The sequence below is a fragment of the Variovorax sp. 05N34 genome (genome assembly GCF_056397405.1).
In genome coordinates this window covers 35,233-61,030 of record NZ_JBFTNI010000012.1, presented here as the reverse complement: position 1 = coordinate 61,030, position 25,798 = coordinate 35,233, and the positions used below count along the sequence as shown (strand labels likewise).

Genomic DNA, 25,798 nt, shown 5'->3' with positions numbered 1-25,798 from the left:
AGTATTCAATGAGTGCAGGTAGGACGAACCCGCAATTACCGAAGCAGCCCGGCGGTGGGAGCGGTCCTACCGTACGCGCAATGTCGTACCGACACGCGCGCTCGCACCCGGCCCGGAAGCTCTGTAGACACTAGGAGACCTTCCATGCAAGCACCGACATCGCAAGGCGCGACCGAAGGGCGGCCCTTCGCCTACCGCGGATGGCTGTTCCTGTGCGGCACGGAGCCGATGCCGGGGAACACGTTCAAGCCGGTCGCAATCTGCGTTGGCGGGCCTTCGGTCACCAAGAAGATCGAGCTTCCGAACGACACCTCCGAGTTCGCCTATGCGACTGCCGCCGAGGCGCTGCGCCACGCGGAGCAGCAGGCCGTGCGATGGGTGCACGACCGGACGGGCACCGGGAAGACGCAACTGTGATGAATCCAAATGGACAGGGAGACCGCAGCGAACGATGAAGAATCCCCCGTCGCGGGGGTGATCGACCGCAACATCGCCGCGCTGGTGGAGCGGCGGCACATGCACAGCGCGTCCGCCGGCATTCAGGACAAGATCGCTGACGCCATGACCCGGCTCGCGGGAAGCATGGCTTTCGTCTACGTTCATCTCGTGATCTATGGCGCCTGGCTCGTGATCAATCTCGGCTGGACGCCTCTGGAGCCCTTTGATCCGACCTTCGTGGTGCTCGCGATGGTCGCCTCGGTCGAAGCGATCTTCATCTCGACTTTCGTCATGATCAGCCAGAACCGCATGGCAGCGCTGGCGGATCAGCGCGCGGATCTCGACCTGCAGATCAGCCTGCTCAGCGAGCACGAGATCACGAAGCTGCTCGGGCTGGTGAAGGAGATCGCCAATCGCATGGAACTCGCATCGGCTCGCGACCCGGAGCTTGAAGAACTCAGCCGGAACGTGGCGCCGGAACGAGTGCTCGACCGGATCGAACAACCCGGCGTGGAGGGCGAATAGGACGTCCCTTGGCATGTGACTCCGTCCTACGCGAAAAAATGCGGGAGTGGCGGAAGGTGCCGACGAGGAACTGGCCTTGAAAGATCCCGATGAAGCATCAGGGCAATTCGCCCCAACAGGACCCCAGCGGCCCGGAAAAATCCAGGCACAAGACTTGACGTCGCCGCACCAGGCCTGGCGCCGCTTCCAGCTGGCCGCGATGTCCACGCGCGGACTGCGGGTTGTGTGGCTCGCCGTTCGCAACTACATCCATCACCAGAGCGCGAACCAGGCCGGCAGCCTGGCTTTCTCGTCGCTGATTGCGATGTTTCCGTTGTTGATCCTGGTCTCCGCCGCTGCCGGTTTCATCGGCGAGCCTGGCGACGCGGCAGCGCTGGCGGATCGGGTGATGGACTACGCGCCGCAGGCGGTGCGGGACGCGATGCAGCCGGTCATCAAGCAACTGCTGGCCCAGCGCAACCAGGCACTTCTGACATTGGGTGTCGTCACCACGCTATGGACGGCCTCGTCGGGCATGCAGGCGGTGCGCAGTGCGTTGAACCGCTCCTATGGCATTCAGCGGGGCCTTCCCTTCTGGAAGGCGCGCATCAAGGTGACGGTGTTCACGATCATCGTGGGCGCGGGCATCCTGGCCGCGTTCAGCTCGGTCATCGTGATGCCCTATGTGTCGCGGTTGCTGGACACGATGGGGACGGCGCAGGAAACGCTCTGGCTTCGCAACAGCGTGCGCTATGGGTCGGCCTATGTGGTGCTGGCGATGCTGTATGCGCTGATGTACGGCTGGCTCCCGGACATCAGCCAGCGGCTGTCTTCAGTGGCGCCTGGCGCGCTGGTGGGCGCTGCATTGTGGGTGGCCGCCGCCGCGACGCTGTCGTACACACTGCGCTCCGCAGGGCGGCTGGCAGTGGTGTACGGCAGCTTTGCGGGCGTCATCGCGACGCTGGTGTTCCTGTACATCAGTGCGACGACGCTCATCTTCGGTGCCGAGATCAACGCGGTGCTGCGCGAAGGAGCCGAACCGGGGGGCACGAATCCGGCATGAATCTCCCATGACCGGCGCTCGATGCCGTGCTATTCCTACTCGGGCGCCGTCCTGCCGCCGGGATCATGAAAGCTTGCATCCAACTTGCATGAACCGAAGGCGCCCATGTTCACCTCATTCAGTCTCGACCCTTCCATGATCGCGACGGTCGGCGGCACGTTCTATCCGACCGGCTATTCGATGGTGATGTTCCCGGACGAAGCCACGGCAGTCTCGGTCGGAACGGAGTTGAACACGCGCCTGGAAGACAGCGAGGTTCTCCTGGTGACGCCAGCGGCGATCCTGTCGCAGATCACACCCACGGCCAAGGATGCGGACGACCCGCTGCCGTCCGCCGGCACCGAGGGTGCGACCGTGAGGGCCTATACCAAGCTGGCGAGGGAAGGCCACTATGGGCTGCTCGTGAAGACGCCGAATGAAGAGACCGCGGCAAAGATGATGGAGGTCGTGAGTCGCGGTCCCTATCTGATGGCCCAGCGCTATCGCATGTTCGTCATCGAGGATCTGTGATCCCCGCCCCCCCGCAATGCCGGCAACTCAAGGGACTCAGTCTCCGGCGGGCCGCTCCTCGCTCTTGACCCGCCAGGTTTTCAGCACCGGCACGAGCGCTGCCGATGCAATGGTGACCATGTGCGCCGTCACCCTGCCTCCCTTGAAAGCCACCACGAGTTCGGGTCGCCCTTCTCGCAGCATCTGCGCATTCCGGATCAGACCGGCACGTCCGGGGTAGCGTTCCCAGTGAGCGGTGAACGTCAGGACCTCGATCCCGCGAGCCTTGGCCCAACGCCGTGCGAGTTCGTCGGCACCCGTCGCACCCCCTTCGATGAGCTGGGTAATGGTCTGGCGCGCGTGGACCCGATCAAGCACTCGAACGATGAACGTCCAGTCCTCGTAGTCACGACCGCCACAGACGAGGACTCTCATGGAATGGCCGTCTCTTTCGACTCGTTCATGCTTTCTTACTCAAAATGATTCCGCCAAAAAGCAAACCCCGCCGAAGCGGGGTTGGATTGCGATGACTGTCAGCCAGTCGATGAATCAGTCATTCGCGCATGATAGCCATGGTTGCCTCCGCACCGATGGCTTTGTTGATTGCTACGAAACTCGTCTCCAGCCGCGCACGACTTGCCGCCAGATCGATCCGGGCTTGCAGATAGGCACGTTGGGTGTCCAGCACCGTGGTGAAGTCGACCGAACCGCCGTCGTATTGCGCCCGGGCAAGCTCGTAACCCTCCCCGGCCGTGGCGACGCGTTCCTGGTACTGATGCCATTGCTGCTGCTCCGCCGTATAACCAGTCAGTGCGTCGTCGATCTCGCGCCACGCCCGCAACACCGTTCGCTGATACGCAATGGCCGCTTCCTGCTGTTGCAGCTCGCGCAATTGCACTTCGGCCTTGCGCCTGCCGCCGTCGAAGATCGGGAGGCTCAGCGATGGGCCGATCGACCATGTGCGGCTGCCCCAGTTCGTGAATTCGTCCGCCAGGAAGGACTCGAGTCCGAACCCTGCGCCCAGCCGGATGCTGGGATACAACTGCGCCTGAGCAACACCGATCCTGGCCGTCGCACTGCGCAGTTGTGCTTCGGACGCGCGAATGTCCGGACGGCGTTGAGCGACTTCGGATGGCAAGCCGAGCGCGAGGTCCGGCAAGCGTATGGCTTCAGAGTCCCCTGCCGCTTCAAGCGTCTTCTGAAGGGCGCCGGGACGTTCCCCGATCAGCACGGCAATCTGATTGAGCAGACTCGTTTCCTGCGCCAGCAATGCCGACACCTGGGCGCGCAGCCTCAGCACTTCGCTGCGCTGCCGCAGCAGGTCGAGGCGGGTCGTCACGCCGCCGTTGACCCGTGCTTCGATCAGGCTCAGGCGATCGTCGAGTGCGGCAACTTCCTGCCGCGTCAAAGCGAGGCGTCGCTCCACGCCTAGCAACTCGAAGTAGTTGCGAGCCACCTCGCTGAGCAGGCTCAGGCGCGCCTGGTCGAACAACGCCGCCTGTTGAGCGACATCGGCGTCGGCCGCTTCGACCGAGCGCCGTACGCGGCCCCACAGATCGAGTTCCCATGATGCATCGAACCCCGCCTGATAGAGATTGAAAGGCTCGCTCAGCAGTTGAATGAGTTCTTGCTGCGTCGTGCCGCTGCTGATTGCGTCGATGAGACGAGTGCCCGCACCGAACTCGCTCAGGCGCTGGCGCGTGGCGCCTGCACCGAGGTCGAGCGTTGGCGCCTTCTGTGCATTCTGGCCTTGGCGCACCGCGCGCGATTGAGCGAAGCGCAGGGCCGCCGTTTGGAGGTCGGGACTGACCGCCAGCGCACGCTGCTGCAGTCCATCGAGAACAGGGTCTTGAAATACGTCCCACCAACGATCGGGCAGCACGCTGTCAGCCGAGACTGTCACTGCGAGTGCCGGATCGCCGCTGTGCCAGCTCGACCAGTTCTTGGGTGACGCGGTGGCCGGAGCCGAAAACTCCGGACCGACCGCACAGCCAGCCAGGCCGAGCAACAGCACGGCGAGCGCGCCGGGCGCAACCAAATTCAATGAACCCAATGAATACGAGTGCGGCATGGCGTCCTCGACGATCAGGAAAGACGATGACGAAAAAGCCACGCGGCCAAGGGCAGCGTGACTGCCGCGATACAAAGCAGTGGCACGAAATCCATGGCGACGTCGCGCATGCCTGCGCCCTCAAGATAGACCCGGCGCACGATACTCACGCCAAACCGCAATGGATTGGCATAGGTGACCCATTGAAGGATCTGAGGCATGTTCTCCACCGGAGTGAGCAGGCCCGATAGAAGCATGAGCGGCATGATCAATAGAAAGGCGTAGAGCATGGCCTGCTGCATGTTCAGCGCCAGCGCCGAAATGGAAAGGCCGATGCCCACCGCCGCGCCCGTGAAGCAAAACAGTCCGAGATAGATCAACCAGACGGACCCGTTCAGTGGTACCTGGAACCAGAAACGAATGACCAGGAAGATGATGCTCGACTGCACGAGCCCGATGAAGATGGCTGGAAGCGCCTTGCCGACCAGGATCTGCATCGGCGTGAGCGGCGTCACCAGCAGTTGGTCGAAAGTCCCCTGCTCTCGCTCTCGCGCGACGGAAAGGGCCGCGAGCAGCAAGGTCTGCAGCATGCTCAGTGCCGCGATCAGTGCGGGCATCAGATTCCAGCGCGATTCGAGGTTAGGGTTGAACCATGCACGTCGCACGACCGTGACACCGGGCATGCCGGCGCGCGACGCGTTGAAGCTCCCGACGATGGCGCCCACGTAGGCGGCGGCCATGCCCGCAGTGGTCGAGTTCTTGCCATCCAGGATCAATTGCAGCGGCGCCGGCTCTCCCTTTGCGAGACGCGACTCGAAATCGGACGGAACGCTCAGCACCATCAGCGCATCTCCCGAGTCGATGGGCCGCGCGATCTCCTTCGTGGAGGAGAGCGATGCGACCCGCTCGAAGACGCCCGTTCCGTCCAGCCGTGACAGCAGTTCGGTCGAAGCGGCGCCGCGGCTGAGATCCACGACGGCATAGGGCACATGCTTGATGTCGAAGGTCGCTCCGTAGCCGAACAGAAGCGATTGCAGCAGCGCCGGCACCACGAGGATCGCCCTGCTGGAAGGCTCCTTGAGGATGGCAAGCAGCTCCTTTCGCACCAGGGCGGCGATCTGCGCGAGCTTGGCGATCCCTTCGTGCATGCTTCACTCCAGGCGCTTGCGCAAGGTCCGGCTGCAGCCGTAGATGAGAACCACTGCATAGCCCAAGAGAATGGCACTGTTCTTCAACACCATCGCGGCGTTGTCGCCGGCAAGGAAGAGCGTCTTGATCATGCCCATGTAGTGAGTGGCAGGCAGCAGCTGGCTGACCGCCTGCACAGCCAGCGGCATGTTGCGCAGGTCGAAGACGAAGCCCGAAAGCATCATCGCCGGCATGAAGCTCGTCAGCAGCGCGAGCTGACTGGCCTGGAACTGGTTGCGGGTGATGCCGGAAATCATCAATCCGAGCGAAAGAGACACCAACAGGTACAGCAGCGATGTGCCGACGATGATGCTCAGCGATCCTCGCATCGGCACGTCGAAGAGGAAACGCGCCGCGAGCAGGCAAAGCGCCAGGTCGATGGCTCCGATGATGAAGTACGGCACCAGCTTTGCAATGACGATCTCCATCGGCCGAACGGGGGTGACGAACAAGGACTCAAGCGTTCCGCGCTCCCATTCGCGAGCCACCAGCAGCGACGTGAGGAACGCACCGATCAGCGTCATCACCAGTGCCAGAAGACCCGGTACGAGATACCAGGTGCTGACGCCGGCCTCGTTGAACCACATGCGCTGCGCGAGAACCACGGTGCCGGAAGCCGCGACCGACTTGCCGCCTTGACGGTCTGCCCGACGCAACCCCGCGCTCGCCAGCGCGCCCGTGACATAGCCTTCGATGATGCTGGCGGTGGTCGAATCCACTCCGTTGAGCACCAGCTGTATCGGTGCGCCCGCGCCGCTTGCGGCCAATCGGGTGAAGTCCGCTGGCACGCGCACGATGCCGCTCACGCGCCCGGCGCGCATCATCGCCTCGGCCTCGGCCATGCTGCCGACAGCCGTTGGCGAAAGGTACTCGGTCCCGTCCAGCCCGGAGACAGCTTCGCGAGCCGTCGGTGAGCGGTCGTCCAGGACGACGGCGACAGGGGCTTTCGTCACGTCGAAAGACAGCCCATAGCCAAAGAGCAGGATCAACGCGAAGGGCAGCAGCAATCCCACGGCCAGATTGCTGCGGTCTCGCACCATCTGGCGGATCTCCTTGCGTACCAGAGCTGCAATGCGCGTGGGCAGGAATGTGGAAAGATTCATGCGGCGGCCTTTTGCGCTTCCTCTTGGTGGCGCGCGTGCTCGACGATGGCGATGAAAGCGTCGGACATGTCGAAGCCCTGGTCTCCCCCCGCCTTCTCACGCACTTGCAGCGGCGTGCCGAGCGCGAGCACCTTGCCGGCGTCCTGGATCGCGATGCGATCGCAATACTCGGCCTCTTCCATGAAGTGCGTGGTGATCACCACTGTGACGCCCGACTGCGCGAGCGCCGTGATGATGCGCCAGAAGGAGCGCCGCGCCAGCGGATCGATGCCGCTGGTCGGTTCATCGAGGAACAGGATCTCGGGCTGGTGGATGAGACCTGCGGCCATCGCCAGGCGCTGCTTGTAGCCGCCCGGCAATGGCCCGCTGGCGGCAGCACCGTCCAGCCTGAACTGCTGCATCGACGCCTCTACCCGCTGCTTCAGCGCGCCGCCCCGGAGACCATAGGCTGCGCCGAAAAACTCGAGGTTCTCGCGCACGCTCAGGTTGCCGTACAGCGCGAACTTCTGCGCGACGTAGCCGATGCGCGCGCGGGCCTGGGCACGGGCAGTACGAAGATCGACGCCAGCAACCTCCAGGTACCCGCTGGTGGCCGGCAGCAGCCCGCACAGCATCCGAAAGGTGGTGGTCTTGCCGGCGCCGTTCGGTCCCAACAAGCCGAAGATCTCCCCGCGTGCGACGTCGAAGGACGTGCGCGCCACTGCGGTGAAATCGCCGAACTTGCGCACGAGATCGCGGACGACGATCACAGGCTTGTCCGCGTCGTTGCTTGCCTGCCGGTCATCCCGGCGAGGCTCGATCCGGGTCGCGACGGCCTTCCTGGCGGTATCGGTCTCGCCCTGGGCCTGCCGCCGGTGCAGCATCAGCATGAACGCGTCTTCCAGCTCTTCCGGCCTGTCGTGGTGAGGGGTGTCCTGCAGCAGCGTGCTCAGAGCCGCCTGACTTTCCCGGTCCTCCTGTCGGACGATGTATCGCACTCCGCCTGCCTTGGGCACCGCATCGACGATCAATTCCTCTGCGTCGAGGAGGCGCGCCTGGAGATCGCGCGGAGGTTCACCCCCAGCCGGCTCGGCCGTAAAGGTCAAACCCTGCGCCTGCTGACGCAAGGCCTCGGGCGTTCCTTCGTAAAGCAGCCTGCCTTCATGCATGACCAGCACCTTGGCGCAGCGCTGGGCCTCGTCCATGTAGGCGGTGCTGACGATGACGCTCAGGTGCTCATCGTCGACCAACTGCTGAACGATCTTCCACAGATCCCGACGCGACAGCGGATCTACCCCGACGGATGGCTCGTCCAGCAGCAACAGGTCGGGCGAACGCACCAGGGTACAGGCCAGCCCCAGCTTCTGTTTCATGCCGCCGGAGAGCTTGCCGGCCGGCCGCGCGGTGAATCGCTTCAGGTCCGTCATCTCCAGCATGCGGCCGAAACGCTCGCGACGCACATCCTGCGCGACGCCATGAAGGTCGGCGTAGAGCTCCAGGTTTTCCTGCACGCTCAGATCCTCGTACAAGCCGAAGCGCTGGGGCATGTAGCTGATGCGATCCTGCACCGCCTGGGGCTGCGCGACCACGTCGAGGCCAAGGACCTGGAGACTGCCGCTGGTGGGGCGAAGCAGGCCGGCGATCATGCGGATGAGGGTGGTCTTGCCGGCGCCGTCCGGACCGACCAGTGCGGTGAGCTCGCCCCGGCGAAAGCTCGTCGTCATGTCGCCCACCGCCACCATCGTGCCCTTGGGCGCTGCGGGAAACTCCTTGTGAAGGGACTGGGCGACGACGGTCGCCTCCGGCAAGCTCATGGTGCTTCGCCGATGGCCAGCCTGACCGTGGCGGGCTGTCCCAGCCGCAGCAGGTTGTCCTCGTCTTTGACCAAGACACGAACTTCGTAGACGAGACTGGAGCGCAGTTCCTCTGTCTGTACTGTCTTCGGTGTGAACTCCGCCACAGAGGAGATGTAGCCCACGGTGCCTTTGACGGGGCGATCGGGGTGGCTGTCGGTAAGGACCGTGGCCTCCATGCCAGGCCGGATGCGGCCGAGCGACGCCTCGCTCGCGAAGACGCGCACCCACTTGGGGTGCGTGAGCGCCAGCGCAAACACCGGCCGCTGTGGCGTCGCCATGTCGCCGGGCTCCAGAAGGCGCGAACGGACCACGGCATCCGCCGGGGCCTTCAGCTCCCCTTGCGAGATCTGATGCTGAAGAAGGGCCAATTGCGCGTTGGAAGCCTCCAGTTGCGCCTCGGCGGCGGCCAGATCTTCGGCTCGTGCGCCCAGTTCCGTCAGCCGCAGGGCATCGCGGAGTTCTTCGGCCTTCGCCCTGGCGGTCTGCATCGCGGTTTGCGCCCGATCGAGATCCTGCGGACTGACTGCGCGTCCCTGCGTGTTGCCGGAGATGCCGCGCAGGCGATCGAGTTCGCGCTGGGCGCGCTGTGCCTCTGCTTGCGCCGCGGCCAGGCGGCTGCGGGCCTGTGCAACTTCCTGCGGTCGCGCGCCGTGACGCAATCGAAGCAGGTTCTGCCGCTGCACGTCGATCTGCGCGCGGGCTTGGTCGCCTTGCAGGTGCAGAGTCCGGGTGTCCAGTGTGGCGAGGACCATTCCGGCCTTCACCTGCTGGCCCTCTTCGGCATTCAGCTGTGCAACACGTCCACTGCCGTCGAAGGCCAGCGAAATCTGCCGGATGTCGACGTTGCCCTGCAGCACCAGCGTGTTGTCGTCACGGGCATTGCGTGCCTTCCACCAGAACACGCCGCCCACAATCAACACAGCGGCGAGCACGACGGCAAGAATGCCAACCAGTGATTTCTTCATTGAATCCCCGCTGCGTTCAGCAAACGCATGCAAGGATACTGGAGCCACCAGCAAAGGACGGGCGTTTCGGTGAGGATTGCGTTCGATGAAGATTGCCACTTACAACGTCAATGATGTGCGCAAGCGCATCGGCCCTTTGCGCGCCTGGCTCGACGTGACCGCCCCTGATGTGGTTTGCCTGCAGGAACTCAAGTGCACGGAAGATGAGTTTCCGATCGACGAGATCCGGGCCATGGGGTACGAAGCGCTCGTTCACGGGCAGAAGTCGTGGAACGGTATTGCCATTCTGAGCAAGTGCGGTGCGCCCATCGAAATCCGCCGACGCTTGCCGGGGAACGACGACGATCGGCAGGCAAGATATCTCGAAGCGGCCGTGCAAGGATTCGTGATCGCGTCCCTCTACATGCCCAACGGCAATCCCCAGCCCGGCCCCAAGTTCGACTACAAGCTCGAATGGTTCGACAGGTTCAACCGTCACGCCGCCTCGCTGCTGGCCTCGGGGCACCCTGTGGTGCTTGCCGGAGACTACAACGTCGTGCCGACGGACGCCGACATCTACGCCACGCGTTCATTCAAGGACAACGCGCTGTTGCAGCCGGCGCCGCGAGCGGCATACCAGGCGCTTCTCGACGCGGGCTGGGTCGACGCGCTGCATCGTCAATCTCCGGCGGAGCCGCTCTACACGTTCTGGAGCTACTTGCGCAACCGGTGGCCTCGCGATGCCGGCTTGCGGATCGACCATCTGCTGCTGAGCCCCGCCGCAAGCGGACGGATGATGCAGGCGGGAGTCGATCGCGCGGTGCGGGGCCTGGAAGGCGCGAGCGACCATGCGCCGGCCTGGGTCGAACTCAACGACTGAAATCCCGGCGGCGCCTTATTCCGGCTCCAGGCCGGCCTTCTTGACCAGCGCCGCATACTTTTTCATTTCACTGCGGAACGCTGTCTGAGCCTGCTCGGGTGTGCTGATGCTGATCGTGTTGCCCTGGTTGGCCATCGCCTGCTTGACGGCCGCATCTTCGAAAGCCGCAACGACCGCATCGTGGGCCTTTGCGACGCTGGCGGCACTCATGCCCTTGGGCCCGATCACCGCGAACCATGCGTCCACGACGAAGTTCGGCAAGCCCTGCTCGGCAAAGGTCGGAATCTCCGGCGCCGCCGGCGTGCGCTGGGCCGTCAACACCCCGATCGCGCGAAGCGCGCCGCTCTTGATGTGCGGCTGCACGCTGGGGAGAGCGGCGGTCGCGAAGTCGACCTGTCCGCCGATCAGGCCAGCCACCATGGGCCCCACGCCTTTGTAGGGGATGTGTCTGGCCGACACGCCGGCTTCCTCGAGGAATAGCTGCGTCGCCAGGTGCAGGATCGTGCCGTTGCCGCCGGACGCGAAGTTGAACTCCCCCGGCTTGCTCTTGAGCAACGCGATCAACTCCTTGCTGCTCGTGGCCGGAATCCGTGACGGATTGACCACCAGCACCATGGGCGTCGCGCCGACGATTGCGATCGGCGTGAAGTCGCCGGGCATGTCGAAGGACAGCGACTTGATCACGCTGGGGAAGATCACGACGTTGTTCGACACGACCGCCAGCGTGTTGCCGTCAGGTGCCGAGCGCGCGAGCACCTGCAGGCCGACGATGCCGCCCGCCCCCGGCTGGTTGTCGACGATCACCGAAGCGCCCAAGGCCTTGGACAACGCCGGCTGGGCCGCGCGCGTGATTCCATCCACGCCCGAACCGGCGGCATTGGGAAGGATGATCCGCACCGTGCCGGACTGCGCGTGCGCGGCCAGCGTCCACGGCCCCAGGGTCAAAGCGGCCGCCGAACCTGCAAGCAGAGATCGGCGCGAAATACGCGAAATGCGGGAAATATGAAGTGGCGATGTGCTCATGTCTGTCTCCTTGTTTTCTGCCGTGCCGAACGCCCTTCGGCGTCAGGCCACGACGTTGCGGGCGCGCATGCCGTCGACCTCGGCATCGCTGCATCCCATCTCCTTCAATAGCTCGGCGGTGTGCTCGCCCAGGCGAGGCGGGTCCATACGCACACCGAGACGGCGCCCCTCCAGCGTGATCGGGAACAGCGTGGTCTTGACGGTCTGGCCCGCCTTGGGTCCGTCCGACAGGCGCATGTCGGCCAAGCCGCCGGTGGCCAGCAAGTGCTCGTCCTCATAAAGGTCTTCGGGCTTGCGGATGGGTGCAAAAGGCAGTCCGGCCTTCTCCATCACCTGCGCCAGCTCGGCTGCGCTGCGCTCGGCGATGCGCTCTGCAATGGACTTCAGCAGGCGGGGCCGGTGCGAGACGCGCTGATTGTTGGTCGCGAGTTCAGGCTCGCCCTTGAGGTCGGCGAAGCCCAGCGCGTCGCAGAAGGTCTGCCACTGGGCGTCGCTGACGGCGGCCAGGAAAATCTGCTCGCCGTCCTTGACGGTGAACACGTCGTAGACCGCCCAGGGGTTGTCGCGCGCGGGCATCGGTGCCGGATGCTTGCCGGTCACCGCGAACTGCAGCATGTGCTGGCCCATCAGGAAAACATTGTTCTCGTAGAGGGCGGACTGAATCTCCATGCCGCGACCCGTGATGCCTCGCTGGATCAGCGCACCCAGCACGGCGATGGCGCCGAACAGACCGCCCATGATGTCGTTGACGCTGGTGCCCGCGCGCAGCGGATCGCCGGGGCGCCCCGTCATGTACGCGAGGCCGCCCATCATCTGCACCACCTCGTCGAGCGCGGTGCGATGGTCGTAGGGCCCGGGCAGGAAGCCCTTGTGGCTCGCATAGATGATGCGCGGATTGACCTTGGCAAGCGATGCGTAGTCGAGCCCGTACTTGGCCATGGTGCCCGGCTTGAAGTTCTCGGCCACCACGTCGGCGGTCGCTGTGAGGCGCCGCGCGGTGTCGGCGCCTTCCTCGGTATGCAGGTCGATGCCGATGCTCTTCTTGTTGCGGTTGAACATCGGGAAGAAACCCGCACCGGCACCCACCAGCCGCCGGCTGTGGTCGCCGTTCACCGGCTCGATCTTGATGACTTCCGCACCGAGGTCGGCCAGCACCATGCCGCAAGTCGGCCCCATCACCATGTGCGTGAACTCGACGACGCGCAAGCCCTTGAGAGGTTGGGCGACCTGTGCCTGTTCGCTCATGCGGCTTGCTCCTCTTTCATGGTCTTGGGAAGACCGGCGCGCCAGAGCGTGCCGTGCAGGGTCTCGCCTTCGAGCCACTGCGCGAGCTTTTTCCGGAGGGCCAGCAGCGCGTCGAAATCCTGGCCGGTCTCGATGCCCATGCTGGCGAGCATGTAGGCAAGGTCTTCGGTCGCGACATTGCCGCTCGCGCCCGGCGCATGCGGGCAGCCGCCGATGCCGCCCAGGCAGGCATCGAAGCGGCTGATGCCGAGTTCGAGCGCGGCATAGACGTTCGCCATGCCGAGGCCGCGCGTGTCGTGGAAATGACCGCAGTTGAGCTTGTCGCCGGCGATCGGCAGCACCGCCTCGAACAGCGAGCGCACCATGGCCGGGTCGGCATAGCCCACCGTGTCGGCGAGGCCGACGGACTCGGCGCCGGCATCGATCACCGCCTTGACCAGCCGAACCACCTCCGAGGGCTCGACCCGGCCCTGCAGCGTGCAGCCGAAGGCCGTGCTGATCCCGACCTCGATGCGGGTGCGGGAGCCACGCGCATCGCGCGCATCGCGAATGCGCGCGATGTCCTCGACCACCTCATCGGGCGTCTTGCTCAGATTGGCAAGGCTGTGCGCGTGGCTGGCCGACAGCGGAAGCAGCATGAGGTCGGCTTCGCACGCCATCGCGTGCTCGGCGCCCTTCAGGTTGGGCACCAGCACGGAGGCCATGAGGCCGGGCAAGGTCTTGGCAAAGGCCACCAGTTCGGCGGTGTCGGCCAGTTGCGGCAGAAGGCGCGCGGGCACGAAGGAGCCGACCTCGATCTCGCGCTGTCCCGCTTCATAAGCGTCGCGGATCCACTCGAGTTTGGCGGCGGTCGGCACCACGCGCGGGATGATTTGCAGGCCATCGCGCAGGCCGACCTCCCTGATGACGACGCTGGGCGGCAAGGTGGAAGAACGGGTCATGGCTTGTTTCCTGGTGGCATTTGACTGGCCTCACTCTAGAATTTCCGGACTGAGCCTGGTTGTCATTTTGAGAAGCTCTGAATTCCCGATTGGAATATCTTGCGAGACCTCGACCTCACCACCCTTCGCCTCTTCGTGGCCGTTTGCGAGGCCGGCAACATGGCGCGCGCCGGCGAACAGGCCAACATCGTCGGCTCCGCCATCAGCAAGCGGCTGGCGCAACTCGAAGACCAGTTGCGAACGCCGTTGCTGGTGCGCAAGCGCCACGGCGTCGTGCCGACCGCGGCGGGCCAGACTCTGTTGGAGCATGCACGCGGCATGTTGGACAGCGCGGCACGCATCGAGCGCGACATGGAAAGCTATCTGACCGGCGCGCGCGGGCAGGTGCGGGTCCTCGCAAGCATCTCCACCATGGCCGGTCCCCTGGCCAACGACGTGGCGTCGTTCTTGAAGATGCCCGATCACCGCACCATCCAGGTCGGTCTCGAGGAGCGGCTGAGCCCGGAGGTCGTGTCCGGTGTGCGCGATGGCCTCGCCTCGATGGGCGTCTGCTGGGACAGCGTCGATCTTGGGGCGCTGCAGACCCGACCCTACCGGCGCGACCACCTCTGCGTCGTGGTGCCGCGCGGCCATCCGCTTGCATCACGAAAGACGGTCCGCTTCGAACAGACGCTCGAGTACGAGCATGTGGGCGTGCCTGTCGGCAGCTCGCTGCAGGTCTTGCTCCAGCGCGCGGCCGCACGCTCGGGGCGCACATTGATTCACCGCATCATCGTGAGCAATTTCGAGGGCGCGCTGGGGGTGGTGCGCGCCGGGCTTGCCATCGGCGTGGTCCCGAGAGAAGTGGCCGACCGCCAGGGTGCATCCCATGGCTTGCACGTCATTTCGTTGGCGGAGCCCTGGGCCGAGCGCCGTTTCGTTCTCTGCTTTCGCGATGCCAAAGGCCTTTCGGTGGCGGCGAAGCTACTGGTGGAGTACCTGGGTACCCGCGAGGGACAGTCCTTCACTCCTTGAGCAAGCGCCGCAATACCTTGCCGGTGCCGCTGGCCGGTAGCGATTCGCGAAACTCGACCTTGCGCGGCACTTTGTAGTGCGACATGTTCTCGCGCGCCCAGCGCAAGAGGGCATCGGCGTCCAGTCCCCTCGCGCCAGGGACGACGAAGGCCTTGATGACTTCGCCCTTGTCGGCATCGGGCACGCCGATCACGGCGACCTGGGCCACATCGGGATGCAGGATCAGGATGGACTCGACTTCCTCGGGGAAGACGCTGAAGCCCGACACCTTGATCATCTCCTTCACCCGGCCGATGAAGGTCAGATAGCCCTGGTCGTCCATCTTGCCGATGTCGCCGGTATGGACCCAACCGTCGCGCAGGACCTCCGCGGTTGCGTCCGGCCGGTTCCAGTAGCCATGGAAGACGCCGCGGCTGCGTACCGCGATCTCGCCGGTCTGGCCAGGCGGGAGTTCGCGACCATCGAGATCGAGGATCTTCAGCTCCACGCCCCGGCCGGGGACTCCGTTCGTTCCCCAGCGCACCGCGTCCCGCGGCATGAGAACGTCGTTGGTGTGCGTCTCCGAAAGGCCATAGCCCGCCTCGTACACCAGGCAGCCGTTGGCAAAGGCGCTCCAGCGACTCGCCAGTTCTTCCGTCAGTTTGATGCCGAAGCTCGTCCCCATGGTGGTGTGCAGCGACGACAGATCGAACTTCTCCGCGCCCGGCTCCTTCATGGCGGCCACCAGCATCGGCGCCATCGCATACCACCAGCTCACGCGATGCCTCTCTATGGCCTGCAGGACTGCGAGCGGATCCATGCGGTTGAGCAGCACCACGGTGGCGCCGGTATACGCCAGCATCGTGACGCCGCAGATCATGCCGGCGATGTGATAGAGCGGCGCCACCGCCAGCATCACGTCATCGCTGCGGATGCGGAACATCTCCTGCCCCACCGCCGTCTTGTAGAGCGCGTTGCGGTAGCTGAGCATCGCGCCCTTGGGCATGCCGGTCGTGCCTGATGTGTAGGTCATCAGCGAGACGTCGTCCATCGACAGGTCCACCGACGGCGCGACCGGGTCTGCCCGCGTCACCGTCGCATGGAAGTCGATGGTGCCTTCGGGCAGCGGCAGCCGCGCCAGGACTTCGTCGGGCACACGCAAGCTCGGCGCCTCTGGCAGGAAGTCCGAATAGCGCACGCTGAATACGTGCGGCACCCGAACCCGGTCGGCCACGGACTGCACGATCGGAACCAGATGGTCCGCCACCACGATCGCCTTCGCACCGAGATCGCCAACCTGATAGGCGAACTCATGCGCCTTGAACATCGGGCTGCACGGGCTCACGATGGCKCCCAGCTTCTGAATACCGAAATGCGCGATCTGGTATTGCGGGCAGTTCTGCATGAAGAGCGCCACGCGGTCGCCCTTCGCCACACCACGCTCGTGCAGCGCCTGCGCGAAGGCATCGCTGTAGCGATCGAGCTCCGCATAGCTGATCTCGCGCCCGTACCAGACCAGCGCAGTCTTGTCCGGCTCTCGGCGGGCGTGTCCCCGCAGGTATTCGTGCAGAGGCTTTTCGCCCTGGAGATAGTCGATGTCGTCGTTCATGCTCTAGAGACCGAGCGTGTGCTTGGCCATGATGTTTTTCTGAACCTCGGTGCTTCCGCCGTAGATGGTCATCGCGCGGCAGAAGAGATAGGTGGCGACAGGTCCGAGCGCATGCTCCGGGCCGATCAGGCGGTCGTCTCCCTGGCCGAACAGCGGCCCGGGCTGGTAGCGCAGCGCGTCGGGCCCGCTCGCCTGCACCAGCAGTTCGGTGATGCGCTGCGCAATCTCCGTCCCCCTGATCTTGATGAAGGACGACTTGCCCGGCCCGGCAGGTGCGCCGGCATGCATGTCCGACAGCATGCGCAAGAGGCCGATTTCCAGCGCCTTGAACTGCACCTCGATGGCGCTGACTTCCGCCATGAAGCCGGGATCGTCTGCCAGCCGCCGGCCGTCGCTGCGCACGAGCGCCGCGACCTTGTGCAGCTTTTGCAGGTCCTGGGTGATGAAGCGCAGGTTGGCGTTCTCGACGCGCTCGTGCTCCAGCAGGAACTTGGCATAGGTCCAGCCGAGCCCCTCCTCGCCGATCCGGTTGCGCTTGGGAATCTTCGCGTCGTTGAAGAACACGGCATTGAGGTAATGGCGCCCATCCATCATGCGGATGGGCTGCACCTCGACGCCCGGCGTCTTCATGTCGATCAGCAGGAAGGAGATGCCCTGCTGCCGCTTGGCCTCGCGGCCGGTGCGAACGAGACAGAACATCCAGTCCGCATGGTGCGCGAAGGAGGTCCAGATCTTCTGGCCATTGACGATGTAGTGGTCCCCGCCGTCTTCCGCGGCGGTCTGCAACGCGGCGAGATCCGACCCCGCGCCCGGCTCCGAATAGCCCTGGCACCACCAGACCGACGAGTCGCGGATGGCGGGAAGATGCTCGGCCTTCTGCTCGGGTGTTCCGAAGGTGTAGATCACTGGCCCCACCATCGCGGGCCCGAAGACCTGCAGCTCAGGGCAATGCATCTCGCCGGCGATCCGGTTGAAGATGATCGTCTGCATCGCGCTCCATGCCTGCCCGCCGTGTTGGCGCGGCCAAGCGCCGGTGAACCAGCCCTTGCGCCCGAGGATCTTCTGCCAGCGCATGTAGTCGTCGCGCTCGAGGTGACGGTCGAGCCGCACCTTCTCGCGAATGTCGGGCGGCAATTCGCGCGCGATGAAGTCGCGCACCTCCGCTTCGAAAGCCCGCTCTTGTACGGATAGATTCAGGTCCACGCCTCGTTCTCCCGGCCCGTTTGCTCAGGCGTTCGCATGGCGCTGCAGGTGCCAGCTCATGTCGCCGAAGGTGACGCCGATCATCGACAGGCGCTTGAAGTAGTGGCCGACGGCGAGCTCCTCGGTGACGCCCATTGCCCCATGCAGCTGCACGGCTTCCTGGCCCACGCGCCGCGCCGTGCGGTCGATCTCGATCTTGGTTGCCGACAGCGCCTTGCGCCTCACGGCCGAATCCGGCTCGCGGAGCATCAGCGCGCCATACAGGGCCATCGAGCGCGCCTCATCGAGCGCGATGTACATGTCGACCATGCGATGCTGCAGCGCCTGGTTGGTGCCGATCGGCCGGCCGAACTGCTGGCGGGTCTTGAGGTATTCGAGCGTCATGTCGACCAGCGAGCTCATGGCACCGACCGCTTCGGACGCGATGGCGGCAATCGCCTGGTCGATCACGAGTTCGAGCGCAGGCAGGGCCGCGCCCTCGTCTCCGAGGCGGCGCGAGGCGTCCACATGCACGCCTTCGAACACGAGGTCGGCCGCGCGGCTGCCGTCGTGCGTGGCATAGGGACGCACTTCGAGGCCCTTGGCCTTCGCATCCACCACCAGCGCGGTGAGGCCCTTGCTGTCCGACGACTCGCCGGAGGTGCGCGCAATCACGACATAGAAGTCCGCTGCGCTGCCACCCTGGACGAAGGACTTGCGGCCGTCGATGCGCCAGCCGTCACCGTCACGGCGTGCGGTGGTCTCGCACTGCGCGAGCTCGTAGCGCGACTCGGGCTCGGCGTAGGCCAGCGCCAGCTTGTGGGCGCCAGTCATCATCGGCTGCAGGAACTGCGCCTTCTGCGCGGCGCTGCCGAGCGCCGCGAGCACGCCACCCCCGAGCACCACATTGCCGAGATAGGGCTCCAGCAGCAGGCCGCGGCCGACGCCTTCCATCACGATGCCGGTGTCGGTCGCATCGCCGCCGATGCCCCCGTCCTCTTCGCTGAACGGTACCGCCAGCCAGCCGAACTCGGCATAGCTGCGCCAGCAGCTTTCGTCATGCCCTGTGTCGCTCGCCGCGAGCTTGCGGCGATGCGCAAAGTCGTATTCCTCGCGCACGAAGCGCTCCACGCTCTCGCGCAGCTGGTTCTGTTCGGGGGTGTACTGGAGATCCATTGAAATCCTGGAGGTTTGCGTTGAAGTGGAGGGTTCCAAAAATGTCAGAGCGCGAGGTAGCGTTGCTGCACCTGCGGGTTGCGATCGAAGTGCTCCCAGTCGCCTTCGAACACCACACGGCCGGTGTCGATCACGTACACGTACTGGGTGCATCGGCGCGCGAACCAGATGTTCTGTTCGCACAGCAGCAGGGCGACGTTGCCCTCCGTGCAGGTCCGCACGACATCGCGCGCCATCTCCTCGACGATGATCGGCGCCAGTCCCTCGGTCGGCTCGTCCAGCAGCAGCAGGCTCGGGTTGGCCGACATCGCGCGTGCCACCGCGAGGAGTTGCTGCTGGCCGCCGCTGAGCTGGCCGCCGTAGCGCTGCTGCAGCGGTGCCAGCATCGGGAAGCGCGCGATGATGTCGCCCACCGGCACAGCAGGCCGAGCGGGCGAGGCGCCGTAGCGCGCCATGGCGATGTTCTCGGCCACCGTCAGGTGCGTGAAGATGCGCCGGTCCTCCGGCACCAATGACAGACCCATGCGCGTGCGCTGGTGGGTGGGCACGCCATGCAGGTCCTTGCCGTCGAAGCGCAGGGTGCCTCGCACCCGGGGACCTGCGTTCATCACGCTCTTCAGCAGGGTCGACTTGCCCGCGCCGTTGCGCCCGAGCAGCGCGACGCGCTGGCCGGGCTTCACCGAAACCTGGGCGCCGTGCAGGATGTGGCTGTCGCCGTAGAAGGCATCGAGTTCGCGGACTTCAAGCACCGACCATCTCCTTGCCGAGGTAGACCTCGCGAACCTTCGGGTCGCCACGCACTTGGTCGACCGTGCCGGTGGACACGACTTCGCCGTAGTTCATGACCATGATGCGGTTGGCCAAACCGAACACGACATCCATGTCGTGCTCCGTCATCACGACGGTGATGCCGCGCTCCTTCTGCGTGCGTGCCACGAGTTGCGCAATGTCGGCGCGATCGCTCGGAGACATGCCGGCGGTGGGCTCGTCGAGCATCAGGATGGTCGGCCGGCCGGCCAGCGCGATCACGAATTCGAGCCGCTTCTTGTCGCCGTGCGAGAGATAGCGAGCGGCCTCGCCTGCCAGCGCCTGGAGCTTGACGTCTTCGAGTAGCACCATCGCCTCGTCCCGCACATCTTGCGATGGAGCGCAGCGCCAGCGTGAGCCGAGTGGCTCGCCCCGGTAGCTCCTACGCGCCTCGACAGCCGCGATGACGTTGTCGAGCACGGTGAAGTCGCTGAAGACGCGTGCCACCTGGAAGGTGCGGCCGAAACCTTCGCGCACCCGATCGTGCGCGGCCAGCCGGGTCACGTCCTTTCCGCCGAAGTGGATGGTGCCGCCGTTGGACGGCACCTCGCCGGTCATGACCTTGAACATCGTGGTCTTGCCGGCGCCGTTGGGTCCGATGATGGCGAAGACCTCACCGGCGGCGACGGAAAGACTCACGCCGTGCAGCACTTCGATGGGGCCGTAGTTCTTGCGCACGCCCTCAACGCGCAACAGGTCGTCGGTCATCGCGCGGCTCCCGGCTCCAGGTCCGGGACCGCAGGCACTCGCCCCTCGCGGCCCGCATCGATGGGCACTGCACGCTGCGGCTTGCGACCCCAGAGTCTTTCCTCGAGGTTGCGCCACAGGCCGACCGCTCCGTTGGGCGCCAGCAGGATGATGGCGAGCAGGCCCGTGCCGACGATCAGCTCCGACAGCCCGACCAGGGTGCGGGTCGCATAGGTGATGGCTGCGAACAATCCCGCGCCGACGACCGGCCCCCAGAACGAACTGACCCCGCCCAGCAGCGTGTTCAGCATCGGCTGTGCCGAGGCGAGCCAGTGCACCTCCTCGACCGTGACGATGCGCGACCACGGCGCATACAGCGCCCCTGCCACTGCCGCAACCGCACCGGAAATGACGAAGGCGGCCAGCCGGTAGCGCGCGACGTTCGTGCCCATGAAAGCGGCACGTTCCGCGTCCTGTCGCACGGTCTGCAAGGTACGCCCGAAGCGGCTGTGCAGGAGCCACCACAAGAATGCCGTGATCAGCACTGTCGCCACCAACAGGAACCAGAAGTACGCGTTGGAACTGGCGAGGTCGATGCGGAACAGCCCGAAATCCAGCGCCGGGCGCGGGATGTCGGTGATGCCGTCCTCGCGACCGAGAAAGGTCGAGAAGCCGATCACGAGCCGCAGCGCCTCGGCCAGCGCCACGGTGAGGACGGCGAGAAAGACGCCGCTCATGCGGCGCAAGGCCAGGACCCCGATGACCCAGGCAGCGACCGCGCCGAGCACCGCCGCGCCCGCGATCACGCCGAGGAAAGGCACGCCCGCGATGTGGCGCAGCGCAAGTGCCGCCAGGTAAGCACCGATCGCGAAGAAGCCCGCATGGCCAAAGGAGACCAGGCCCGTGTAGCCGAAGAGGACGTTCCACGACAGCGCGAAGATCACCTGGACCAGCACGGTGCCGACCACGTAGAGCGGCCCGGCATTGACCCACAGCGGCAAGGTCGCGAGCACCGCCACCGTGGCCACGCCCAGGCCCTGCCACACGCCACGCGGAATGCGTGGGCGGTGCAGCGCGCCCGATCCATGCGACTCCCCACCTGCCTCGCCCTGCGTCCCGACCGCCGGGAACAAGCCGCTCGGCTTCCAGAGCAGGAATGCGGCGAGCACCACGTAGATCGCGAGGCCCGGCACGGAGGGCAGCAGCACCGTGTTGAGGCTCTGCACGAGGCCCAGCACGAGCGATCCGATGAATGCGCCCCGTATGTTGCCGAGGCCGCCGATGATGACGGCGAAGAAGGCATACATGAGGTAGGAATCGCCGAGCCCGGTCGACAGGCTCTGGTTGGGCAGCAGCAGGCCGCCGGCCAGCCCAGCGAGGAAGAAACTCGCCATCACGCTCAGCGCGATGCCGAAGGACACGTTGAGCCCGAGCACACCCGCCATCCACGGGTCGGCCGCGAGCGCCTGCATCAGCTTGCCGAACCACATGCGGTGGATCGCCAGTTCGAGCACGATGTAGACCACCAGCCCGGCCGCGATCACGAAGATCTGGTAGGCCGAGAAGAACATGCCGAAGGGATTGAGCGGCTGGTCGAGGCCGGGCGGTGGGTTGACCGAGAAGAAGTCCACTCCCCAGACGAGCTTGGTCACCCCCGTGCAGACCATCATCAGGGCAAAGGTCGCGATGAGGACGTAATGCGGATCGACGTCGCGCAGCCGGCGCAGCACTAGGCGGTCCGTCACGAGCCCCAGCAGCGCCACCACGATGCCGCCCACCAGCGCAGCCAGCAGGAACATCCAGAGCGACTGCACGTCGCGGCCCATCACCGAGTAGGCCGTGTACGCGCCGATCATGAAGAAGCCGCCCTGCGCCATGTTGAGCAGGCGCATCAGTCCGAAGATGAGCGTCAGGCCCGCCGCGACCACGAAGATCGCCATGCCGAAAGCCGCGGCATTGAACACCGCGAACATCAGTTCATTGGCCACTTTCAGCCCTCGTACTTCTTGCCGGGCGCTGCGGGCTCGACGATCTCGGTCTCGTCCAGGCGTACCACCTGCTCCAGTCCGTAGCCCGGCGCGGCGTCCCGTGCTCCGATCTTGGCGAAATAGAAGGAGCCGATGCCCTGGTGGTCTTCCTTCCGAATGCGATAGGGCCCGGCCGCCGTGTCGAACTGCAGTCCCTCGAGCGCCTGGATCACGGCGTCGGTCTCCGTCGACTTCGCCTTGGCCACCGCATTGAAGATCGCGAGCGCCGAGCGATGCGACGCCTGCACGATGCCGGGCACGAAGGGCGTCCCCGTCACTTCGACGATGTACTTGCTCAGGTCCTTGCTGACCGGGAACTGGCTCTTGAAGGGCTCCAGTTCGGGCGCCCAGAAGGTCACCCCCCACAGGTTCTGCGGCGTGGACTTCTGCATCGCTTTGGCGATCAGAAGCTCGGTGCCGGCTTCTCCGATCACCTTGAACTTCTTGTCCATGCCGACCGCGCGGCCCTGCTGGAGCAGGCTCACGCAGGGTGCGGCAGTGAGGCCGATGAACAGGCCCTCGGCGCCGGAGTTCATGAGGTTGTTGATCTCGATCTTGTAGTCGGCCTTGTTCAGGCTCGCGAACACCGGCTCGATCACCTTGACCTGGCGTCCGCTCTTGGCCGCCGCCTGCATCACACCCGCCTTGAAGTAGCGTGCGACGTCGCGGCCGTTCTCGCTGTCCGGCGCGATCACGGCCCAGGTCTGCACGTCCGCGAAGCGCGTCGTCATCAGGTTGCCGATTCCGCCATAGAGCATCAGGGCGTTGGAAGACAGGCGGAAGAAGTTGCGGCTGAAGTTCTCGTGCGTCACCGACATCACGCTGGGCGCCGGCGCCACCACCACGCTCTTGAGTTCGCCAAGGATAGGAGCGATCGCCAGCGCCATCGGCGACTGCCCTGCACCGATCGAGATGTTGACGCCCTCGCCGGCCAGCTCTCGCACCGCACTGACGGCGCCCGCGCTCGTGAACTTGTCGTCGCGCACGACGATCTCGATCGGCCGGCCCAGCAGGCCGCCGTTGGCATTCCATTGCAGCTGCGCGGCCTTGATGCCGTTGAGCCACGCTGCGCCCGCTTCCGCGCCGATGCCGCTCATCGGCAGCATCGCGCCGATCTTGACCGGCGTGCCCTGGGCCAGCGCCAGGGACGAAAACCGCGTCCCGGCGGCGCCCAGCACGGCTGCCGCACTCGCGGCCTGGATGAAGGTTCGGCGCTTCAGTGGTGTCATGGCTGTGTCTCCTCGTCGTCGCTCACATCGAGATGGGCTTGCCCGGCGATGGCGGTTCGGCCACGTCGGCTTCGTTGTAGGCAATGGCATCCACGATGCCGTAGCCCGGATCCGCGTCGCGCGCGCCCACCTTGGCGATGTAGGCGGTGCCGAGCCCCTGATGGTCTTCCTTGCGCACGTGGTAGGAACCCACGGCAGTGTCGAAGCTGAGGCCCTCCAGCGCGGCAATGACAGCTTCTGTCTCGGTGCTCTTCGCCTTCTGGATCGCGTTGAAAAGACCGAGCGCGCAGCGATGGCTCGACTGCACGATGCTTGGCGGGTTCTTGTCCCCGGTCAGCTTCACGTAGCCCTCGTAGAGCGGCATGCTCATCGGATTGCGCTTGCCGACTTCGGTGCCGGGCACCCAGTAGCTGATGCTCCAGAGATTGGCGGGCGTGGACTTCTGCATCGCCTTGGCGATCATCAGTTCGGTGCCGGCGTCACCGATGACCTTGAACTTCCTGTCCATGCCGACCGCCCGGCCTTGCTGCAGCAGGCTGATGCAGGGCGCGGCCGTGAGTCCGACAAAAAGCCCCTGCGAAGGCGCGTTCATGAGGCTGTTGATCTCGACCTTGTAGTCGGCCTTGTTGAGGCTCGCGAACACCGGGTCGAGCACCTTCACCTGCCGGCCTGCCTTTGCGGCGGCACGCTGCACGCCGATGGTGAAGAAGCGGGCCATGTCGCGGCCGTTCTCGCTGTCCGGCACGATGCACGACCAGGTTTCCACTTCCTTGAAGCGGTCCGTCAGCATGTTGCCGATCCCCGCGAAGGCGATGTAGGCGTTCCAGGACAGGCGGAAGAAGTTGCGCTGGAAGTTCTCGTGCGTGAGCGACATCACGGTCGGGCAAGGCGCGACCATCATGGCCTTCAGTTCGGGGAGGATGGGAGCGGTCGCCAGCGCCATCGGAGACTGCGAACCGCCGATCAGCAGGTTCACGCCGCTGCCGGCCAGTTCACGCGCAGCCGCGACGGCGCCAGCGCTCGTGAACTTGTCGTCGCGCACGACCAGTTCGACGGGTCGGCCGAGCACGCCGCCCTTCGCGTTCCATTGCTCGGCCGCGACCTTCGCACCGGCGAGCCAGGCCGCGCCGGCTTCGGCGCCGATGCCGCTCATGGGCAGCATCACCCCGATTCGCGCCGGCCCCGCCTGGGCTCGCGCCGAATGCAGCATCGGCAAGCCCAAGACGCCGGCCGCAGCGGCAGTGGTTTGCAGGAAATGGCGCCTCTTCATCGACATCGGTGTCTCCTTCGTTGACGCCTCGGAACAATCTCCGCTGCGCGATATTTGTTATAACAGATGCCAATTTACGACCAAGCCCAAGATGTCGCACTGGCGAAAACCCTCATGGAAAGATTCAGGCGCGCGCCTGCGCGGCGCTGTGCAGCGCCGGACGCTTCTTCGGAACAGGAGAGAAGGTGCCGCCCGCCTAGCGGACGCAGCAACGCATCAGCACCGAGCGCAGCCAGCGGTTGGCTGCGTCGTTGTCCGTACTGGCGTGCCAATACATATAGGCGTCCATCGAGGACAGCGGCACCGGGAAAGCCATCACCTGGTTGCCGAACTGCCTGTTCGCCATATGGGCGTAGCTCTCCGGCATGGTGAGCACCAGATCCGTTTCGGACACGGTGCGGCACGCGGCAAAGTAGAACTGGCAGCGCAACGCCACCTGCCGCTGAACGCCCATGCGGCGCAGTTCGATGTCCTCGAATCCCGGCCCCTGGCGGCGCGAAGTCACGAGGATGTGGCGCTGCGCGAGGTAGGTGTCCAGATCCAGCGATCCGTGGATGGCCGGATGCCCTTTGCGCACCACCACGGCCATTCCGTCCACGCTGATGCGCTTGACCTTGACCGCGTCCGACAGCGGCAGCAGCACGTCGATCGCCACATCCAGCGTGCCTGCAGCCAGCTCGCTCTCGAGGCTCCGGCGGTTGGCGCGCACGCCGGACACTTCGACCTCCGGCGCCTCGATCGCGAGTGCGCGCATCAGCGGTGGCATCACCGTCGACTCCATGTAGTCGCGCAGGCCGATGACGAAGCGCTTCTTCGCGACGGCAGGCTCGAAGCTCTGGGTGTCGTTGAGCAGCGCGCCGATCGACTGCAGCGAACCGCGCAAGGGATCGATCAGCCGCTTGGTGAGCGGCGTGGGCACCATCTTGTGGCCCTGCCGCTCGAACAGTGGGTCGTTGAACAGTTCACGCAGACGCGCCAGCGCATGGCTGATCGCGGGCTGCGTGAGGTGCAGCTTTTCCGCCGCCTTGGTGATGCCGCCTTCGGTGTAGATGGTGTCGAGCACCACGAGCAGGTTGAGATCGACTCTCGAGATATGCATTCGCTGTATCCAGGTC

Annotated in this window: 24 protein-coding genes; 6 read left to right on the top strand and 18 right to left on the bottom strand. The window is 65.3% G+C overall.

What is annotated here, in order from left to right:
- Positions 1-144 precede the first annotated feature (144 nt).
- The 4 genes from AC1DMA_RS26670 to AC1DMA_RS26655 all read left to right on the top strand — a co-directional run bounded on the left by AC1DMA_RS26670 (position 145) and on the right by AC1DMA_RS26655 (position 2,515).
- On the top strand, positions 145-417 hold the full coding sequence (locus tag AC1DMA_RS26670) for a hypothetical protein (protein WP_478128352.1): 273 nt from the start codon (positions 145-147) through the stop codon (positions 415-417).
- Positions 418-426: 9 nt separating this feature from the next.
- Positions 427-963 (top strand): DUF1003 domain-containing protein, encoded by a 537-nt coding sequence (locus AC1DMA_RS26665; RefSeq protein ID WP_478128351.1) that lies wholly within the window; start codon positions 427-429, stop codon positions 961-963.
- Positions 964-1,117: 154 nt separating this feature from the next.
- Positions 1,118-2,005, top strand: coding sequence for a YihY/virulence factor BrkB family protein (locus tag AC1DMA_RS26660; protein WP_478146023.1), 888 nt, complete (start codon positions 1,118-1,120; stop codon positions 2,003-2,005).
- Positions 2,006-2,110: 105 nt separating this feature from the next.
- Positions 2,111-2,515, top strand: a complete 405-nt coding sequence (locus AC1DMA_RS26655; protein WP_478128349.1) for a hypothetical protein — start codon at positions 2,111-2,113, stop codon at positions 2,513-2,515.
- A gap of 36 nt (positions 2,516-2,551) precedes the next feature.
- On the opposite strand, the gene AC1DMA_RS26650 is transcribed toward AC1DMA_RS26655, so the two are convergent.
- The 6 genes from AC1DMA_RS26650 to AC1DMA_RS26625 form a co-directional block, all read right to left on the bottom strand.
- On the bottom strand, positions 2,552-2,929 hold the full coding sequence (locus AC1DMA_RS26650; RefSeq protein ID WP_478146022.1) for a DUF2493 domain-containing protein: 378 nt from the start codon (positions 2,927-2,929) through the stop codon (positions 2,552-2,554).
- 118 nt (positions 2,930-3,047) lie between these two features.
- Positions 3,048-4,607: an efflux transporter outer membrane subunit gene (locus tag AC1DMA_RS26645; protein ID WP_478146021.1), complete on the bottom strand. Its 1,560-nt coding sequence runs from the start codon at positions 4,605-4,607 to the stop codon at positions 3,048-3,050.
- Positions 4,580-5,692: an ABC transporter permease gene (locus AC1DMA_RS26640; protein ID WP_478146020.1), complete on the bottom strand. Its 1,113-nt coding sequence runs from the start codon at positions 5,690-5,692 to the stop codon at positions 4,580-4,582. Before AC1DMA_RS26640 ends, AC1DMA_RS26645 begins: the two co-directional genes overlap by 28 nt.
- A gap of 3 nt (positions 5,693-5,695) precedes the next feature.
- Positions 5,696-6,835 carry an ABC transporter permease gene (locus AC1DMA_RS26635; protein ID WP_478146019.1) on the bottom strand — a complete coding sequence of 380 codons (1,140 nt, stop codon included), beginning with the start codon at positions 6,833-6,835 and terminating at the stop codon, positions 5,696-5,698.
- Positions 6,832-8,628 (bottom strand): ATP-binding cassette domain-containing protein, encoded by a 1,797-nt coding sequence (locus AC1DMA_RS26630; RefSeq protein WP_478146018.1) that lies wholly within the window; start codon positions 8,626-8,628, stop codon positions 6,832-6,834. The genes AC1DMA_RS26635 and AC1DMA_RS26630 overlap by 4 nt, the downstream gene beginning before the upstream one ends.
- The gene (locus tag AC1DMA_RS26625) at positions 8,625-9,635 is read right to left on the bottom strand and encodes an HlyD family secretion protein (RefSeq protein ID WP_478128343.1); all 1,011 of its coding nucleotides are present in this window, start codon (positions 9,633-9,635) and stop codon (positions 8,625-8,627) included. Before AC1DMA_RS26625 ends, AC1DMA_RS26630 begins: the two co-directional genes overlap by 4 nt.
- A gap of 85 nt (positions 9,636-9,720) precedes the next feature.
- Here AC1DMA_RS26625 and AC1DMA_RS26620 point away from each other — a divergent pair, with 85 nt between their 5' ends.
- Positions 9,721-10,494 (top strand): exodeoxyribonuclease III, encoded by a 774-nt coding sequence (locus AC1DMA_RS26620; RefSeq protein ID WP_478146017.1) that lies wholly within the window; start codon positions 9,721-9,723, stop codon positions 10,492-10,494.
- 15 nt (positions 10,495-10,509) lie between these two features.
- On the opposite strand, the gene AC1DMA_RS26615 is transcribed toward AC1DMA_RS26620, so the two are convergent.
- Genes AC1DMA_RS26615 through AC1DMA_RS26605 form a run of 3 tightly spaced genes read right to left on the bottom strand, consistent with a single transcriptional unit; the run spans position 10,510 to position 13,703 of the window.
- Positions 10,510-11,517 carry a Bug family tripartite tricarboxylate transporter substrate binding protein gene (locus AC1DMA_RS26615; RefSeq protein WP_478146016.1) on the bottom strand — a complete coding sequence of 336 codons (1,008 nt, stop codon included), beginning with the start codon at positions 11,515-11,517 and terminating at the stop codon, positions 10,510-10,512.
- A 42-nt stretch (positions 11,518-11,559) separates the two neighbouring features.
- Positions 11,560-12,762, bottom strand: coding sequence for a CaiB/BaiF CoA transferase family protein (locus tag AC1DMA_RS26610; RefSeq protein ID WP_478146015.1), 1,203 nt, complete (start codon positions 12,760-12,762; stop codon positions 11,560-11,562).
- Positions 12,759-13,703 carry a hydroxymethylglutaryl-CoA lyase gene (locus AC1DMA_RS26605; protein WP_478146014.1) on the bottom strand — a complete coding sequence of 315 codons (945 nt, stop codon included), beginning with the start codon at positions 13,701-13,703 and terminating at the stop codon, positions 12,759-12,761. The genes AC1DMA_RS26610 and AC1DMA_RS26605 overlap by 4 nt, the downstream gene beginning before the upstream one ends.
- Before the next feature lie 99 nt (positions 13,704-13,802).
- On the opposite strand from AC1DMA_RS26605, the gene AC1DMA_RS26600 reads away from it, so the two are divergent.
- The gene (locus tag AC1DMA_RS26600; RefSeq protein WP_478128338.1) at positions 13,803-14,717 is read left to right on the top strand and encodes a LysR family transcriptional regulator; all 915 of its coding nucleotides are present in this window, start codon (positions 13,803-13,805) and stop codon (positions 14,715-14,717) included.
- Here the strand turns inward: AC1DMA_RS26600 and AC1DMA_RS26595 are convergent.
- The 9 genes from AC1DMA_RS26595 to AC1DMA_RS26555 form a co-directional block, all read right to left on the bottom strand.
- A complete protein-coding gene (locus AC1DMA_RS26595) occupies positions 14,707-16,305 on the bottom strand; it encodes an AMP-binding protein (protein ID WP_478146013.1) in 1,599 nt (532 codons plus the stop codon). The two genes, AC1DMA_RS26600 and AC1DMA_RS26595, sit on opposite strands and share 11 nt — an antisense overlap.
- Positions 16,306-16,308: 3 nt before the next feature.
- Positions 16,309-17,508: an acyl-CoA dehydrogenase family protein gene (locus AC1DMA_RS26590; RefSeq protein ID WP_478146012.1), complete on the bottom strand. Its 1,200-nt coding sequence runs from the start codon at positions 17,506-17,508 to the stop codon at positions 16,309-16,311.
- Positions 17,509-17,532: 24 nt separating this feature from the next.
- Positions 17,533-18,663 carry an acyl-CoA dehydrogenase family protein gene (locus tag AC1DMA_RS26585; protein ID WP_478146011.1) on the bottom strand — a complete coding sequence of 377 codons (1,131 nt, stop codon included), beginning with the start codon at positions 18,661-18,663 and terminating at the stop codon, positions 17,533-17,535.
- 44 nt (positions 18,664-18,707) lie between these two features.
- Positions 18,708-19,412 carry an ABC transporter ATP-binding protein gene (locus AC1DMA_RS26580; RefSeq protein WP_478128334.1) on the bottom strand — a complete coding sequence of 235 codons (705 nt, stop codon included), beginning with the start codon at positions 19,410-19,412 and terminating at the stop codon, positions 18,708-18,710.
- Positions 19,405-20,178 carry an ABC transporter ATP-binding protein gene (locus tag AC1DMA_RS26575; RefSeq protein WP_478146010.1) on the bottom strand — a complete coding sequence of 258 codons (774 nt, stop codon included), beginning with the start codon at positions 20,176-20,178 and terminating at the stop codon, positions 19,405-19,407. The genes AC1DMA_RS26580 and AC1DMA_RS26575 overlap by 8 nt, the downstream gene beginning before the upstream one ends.
- Positions 20,175-22,145: an ABC transporter permease gene (locus tag AC1DMA_RS26570; RefSeq protein WP_478146009.1), complete on the bottom strand. Its 1,971-nt coding sequence runs from the start codon at positions 22,143-22,145 to the stop codon at positions 20,175-20,177. The genes AC1DMA_RS26575 and AC1DMA_RS26570 overlap by 4 nt, the downstream gene beginning before the upstream one ends.
- A 2-nt stretch (positions 22,146-22,147) precedes the next feature.
- A complete protein-coding gene (locus tag AC1DMA_RS26565; protein WP_478146008.1) occupies positions 22,148-23,413 on the bottom strand; it encodes an ABC transporter substrate-binding protein in 1,266 nt (421 codons plus the stop codon).
- A 22-nt stretch (positions 23,414-23,435) separates the two neighbouring features.
- Complete coding sequence (locus AC1DMA_RS26560; RefSeq protein ID WP_478146007.1) at positions 23,436-24,689, bottom strand: ABC transporter substrate-binding protein; 1,254 nt, start codon at positions 24,687-24,689, stop codon at positions 23,436-23,438.
- A gap of 190 nt (positions 24,690-24,879) precedes the next feature.
- Complete coding sequence (locus tag AC1DMA_RS26555) at positions 24,880-25,782, bottom strand: LysR family transcriptional regulator (protein WP_478128329.1); 903 nt, start codon at positions 25,780-25,782, stop codon at positions 24,880-24,882.
- Positions 25,783-25,798: the final 16 nt, after the last annotated feature.

What these genes read in the sequence shown, in the direction of transcription:
- AC1DMA_RS26640 (WP_478146020.1), bottom strand. Translation starts at nt 5,692, where the DNA reads ATGCACGAAGGGATCGCCAAGCTCGCGCAGATCGCCGCCCTGGTGCGA.
- AC1DMA_RS26585 (WP_478146011.1), bottom strand. Translation starts at nt 18,663, where the DNA reads ATGGATCTCCAGTACACCCCCGAACAGAACCAGCTGCGCGAGAGCGTG.
- AC1DMA_RS26620 (WP_478146017.1), top strand. Translation starts at nt 9,721, where the DNA reads ATGAAGATTGCCACTTACAACGTCAATGATGTGCGCAAGCGCATCGGC.
- AC1DMA_RS26670 (WP_478128352.1), top strand. Translation starts at nt 145, where the DNA reads ATGCAAGCACCGACATCGCAAGGCGCGACCGAAGGGCGGCCCTTCGCC.
- AC1DMA_RS26650 (WP_478146022.1), bottom strand. Translation starts at nt 2,929, where the DNA reads ATGAGAGTCCTCGTCTGTGGCGGTCGTGACTACGAGGACTGGACGTTC.
- AC1DMA_RS26635 (WP_478146019.1), bottom strand. Translation starts at nt 6,835, where the DNA reads ATGAATCTTTCCACATTCCTGCCCACGCGCATTGCAGCTCTGGTACGC.
- AC1DMA_RS26565 (WP_478146008.1), bottom strand. Translation starts at nt 23,413, where the DNA reads ATGACACCACTGAAGCGCCGAACCTTCATCCAGGCCGCGAGTGCGGCA.
- AC1DMA_RS26605 (WP_478146014.1), bottom strand. Translation starts at nt 13,703, where the DNA reads ATGACCCGTTCTTCCACCTTGCCGCCCAGCGTCGTCATCAGGGAGGTC.
- AC1DMA_RS26630 (WP_478146018.1), bottom strand. Translation starts at nt 8,628, where the DNA reads ATGAGCTTGCCGGAGGCGACCGTCGTCGCCCAGTCCCTTCACAAGGAG.
- AC1DMA_RS26665 (WP_478128351.1), top strand. Translation starts at nt 427, where the DNA reads ATGGACAGGGAGACCGCAGCGAACGATGAAGAATCCCCCGTCGCGGGG.
- AC1DMA_RS26625 (WP_478128343.1), bottom strand. Translation starts at nt 9,635, where the DNA reads ATGAAGAAATCACTGGTTGGCATTCTTGCCGTCGTGCTCGCCGCTGTG.
- AC1DMA_RS26615 (WP_478146016.1), bottom strand. Translation starts at nt 11,517, where the DNA reads ATGAGCACATCGCCACTTCATATTTCCCGCATTTCGCGTATTTCGCGC.
- AC1DMA_RS26575 (WP_478146010.1), bottom strand. Translation starts at nt 20,178, where the DNA reads ATGACCGACGACCTGTTGCGCGTTGAGGGCGTGCGCAAGAACTACGGC.
- AC1DMA_RS26655 (WP_478128349.1), top strand. Translation starts at nt 2,111, where the DNA reads ATGTTCACCTCATTCAGTCTCGACCCTTCCATGATCGCGACGGTCGGC.
- AC1DMA_RS26560 (WP_478146007.1), bottom strand. Translation starts at nt 24,689, where the DNA reads ATGTCGATGAAGAGGCGCCATTTCCTGCAAACCACTGCCGCTGCGGCC.
- AC1DMA_RS26610 (WP_478146015.1), bottom strand. Translation starts at nt 12,762, where the DNA reads ATGAGCGAACAGGCACAGGTCGCCCAACCTCTCAAGGGCTTGCGCGTC.
- AC1DMA_RS26555 (WP_478128329.1), bottom strand. Translation starts at nt 25,782, where the DNA reads ATGCATATCTCGAGAGTCGATCTCAACCTGCTCGTGGTGCTCGACACC.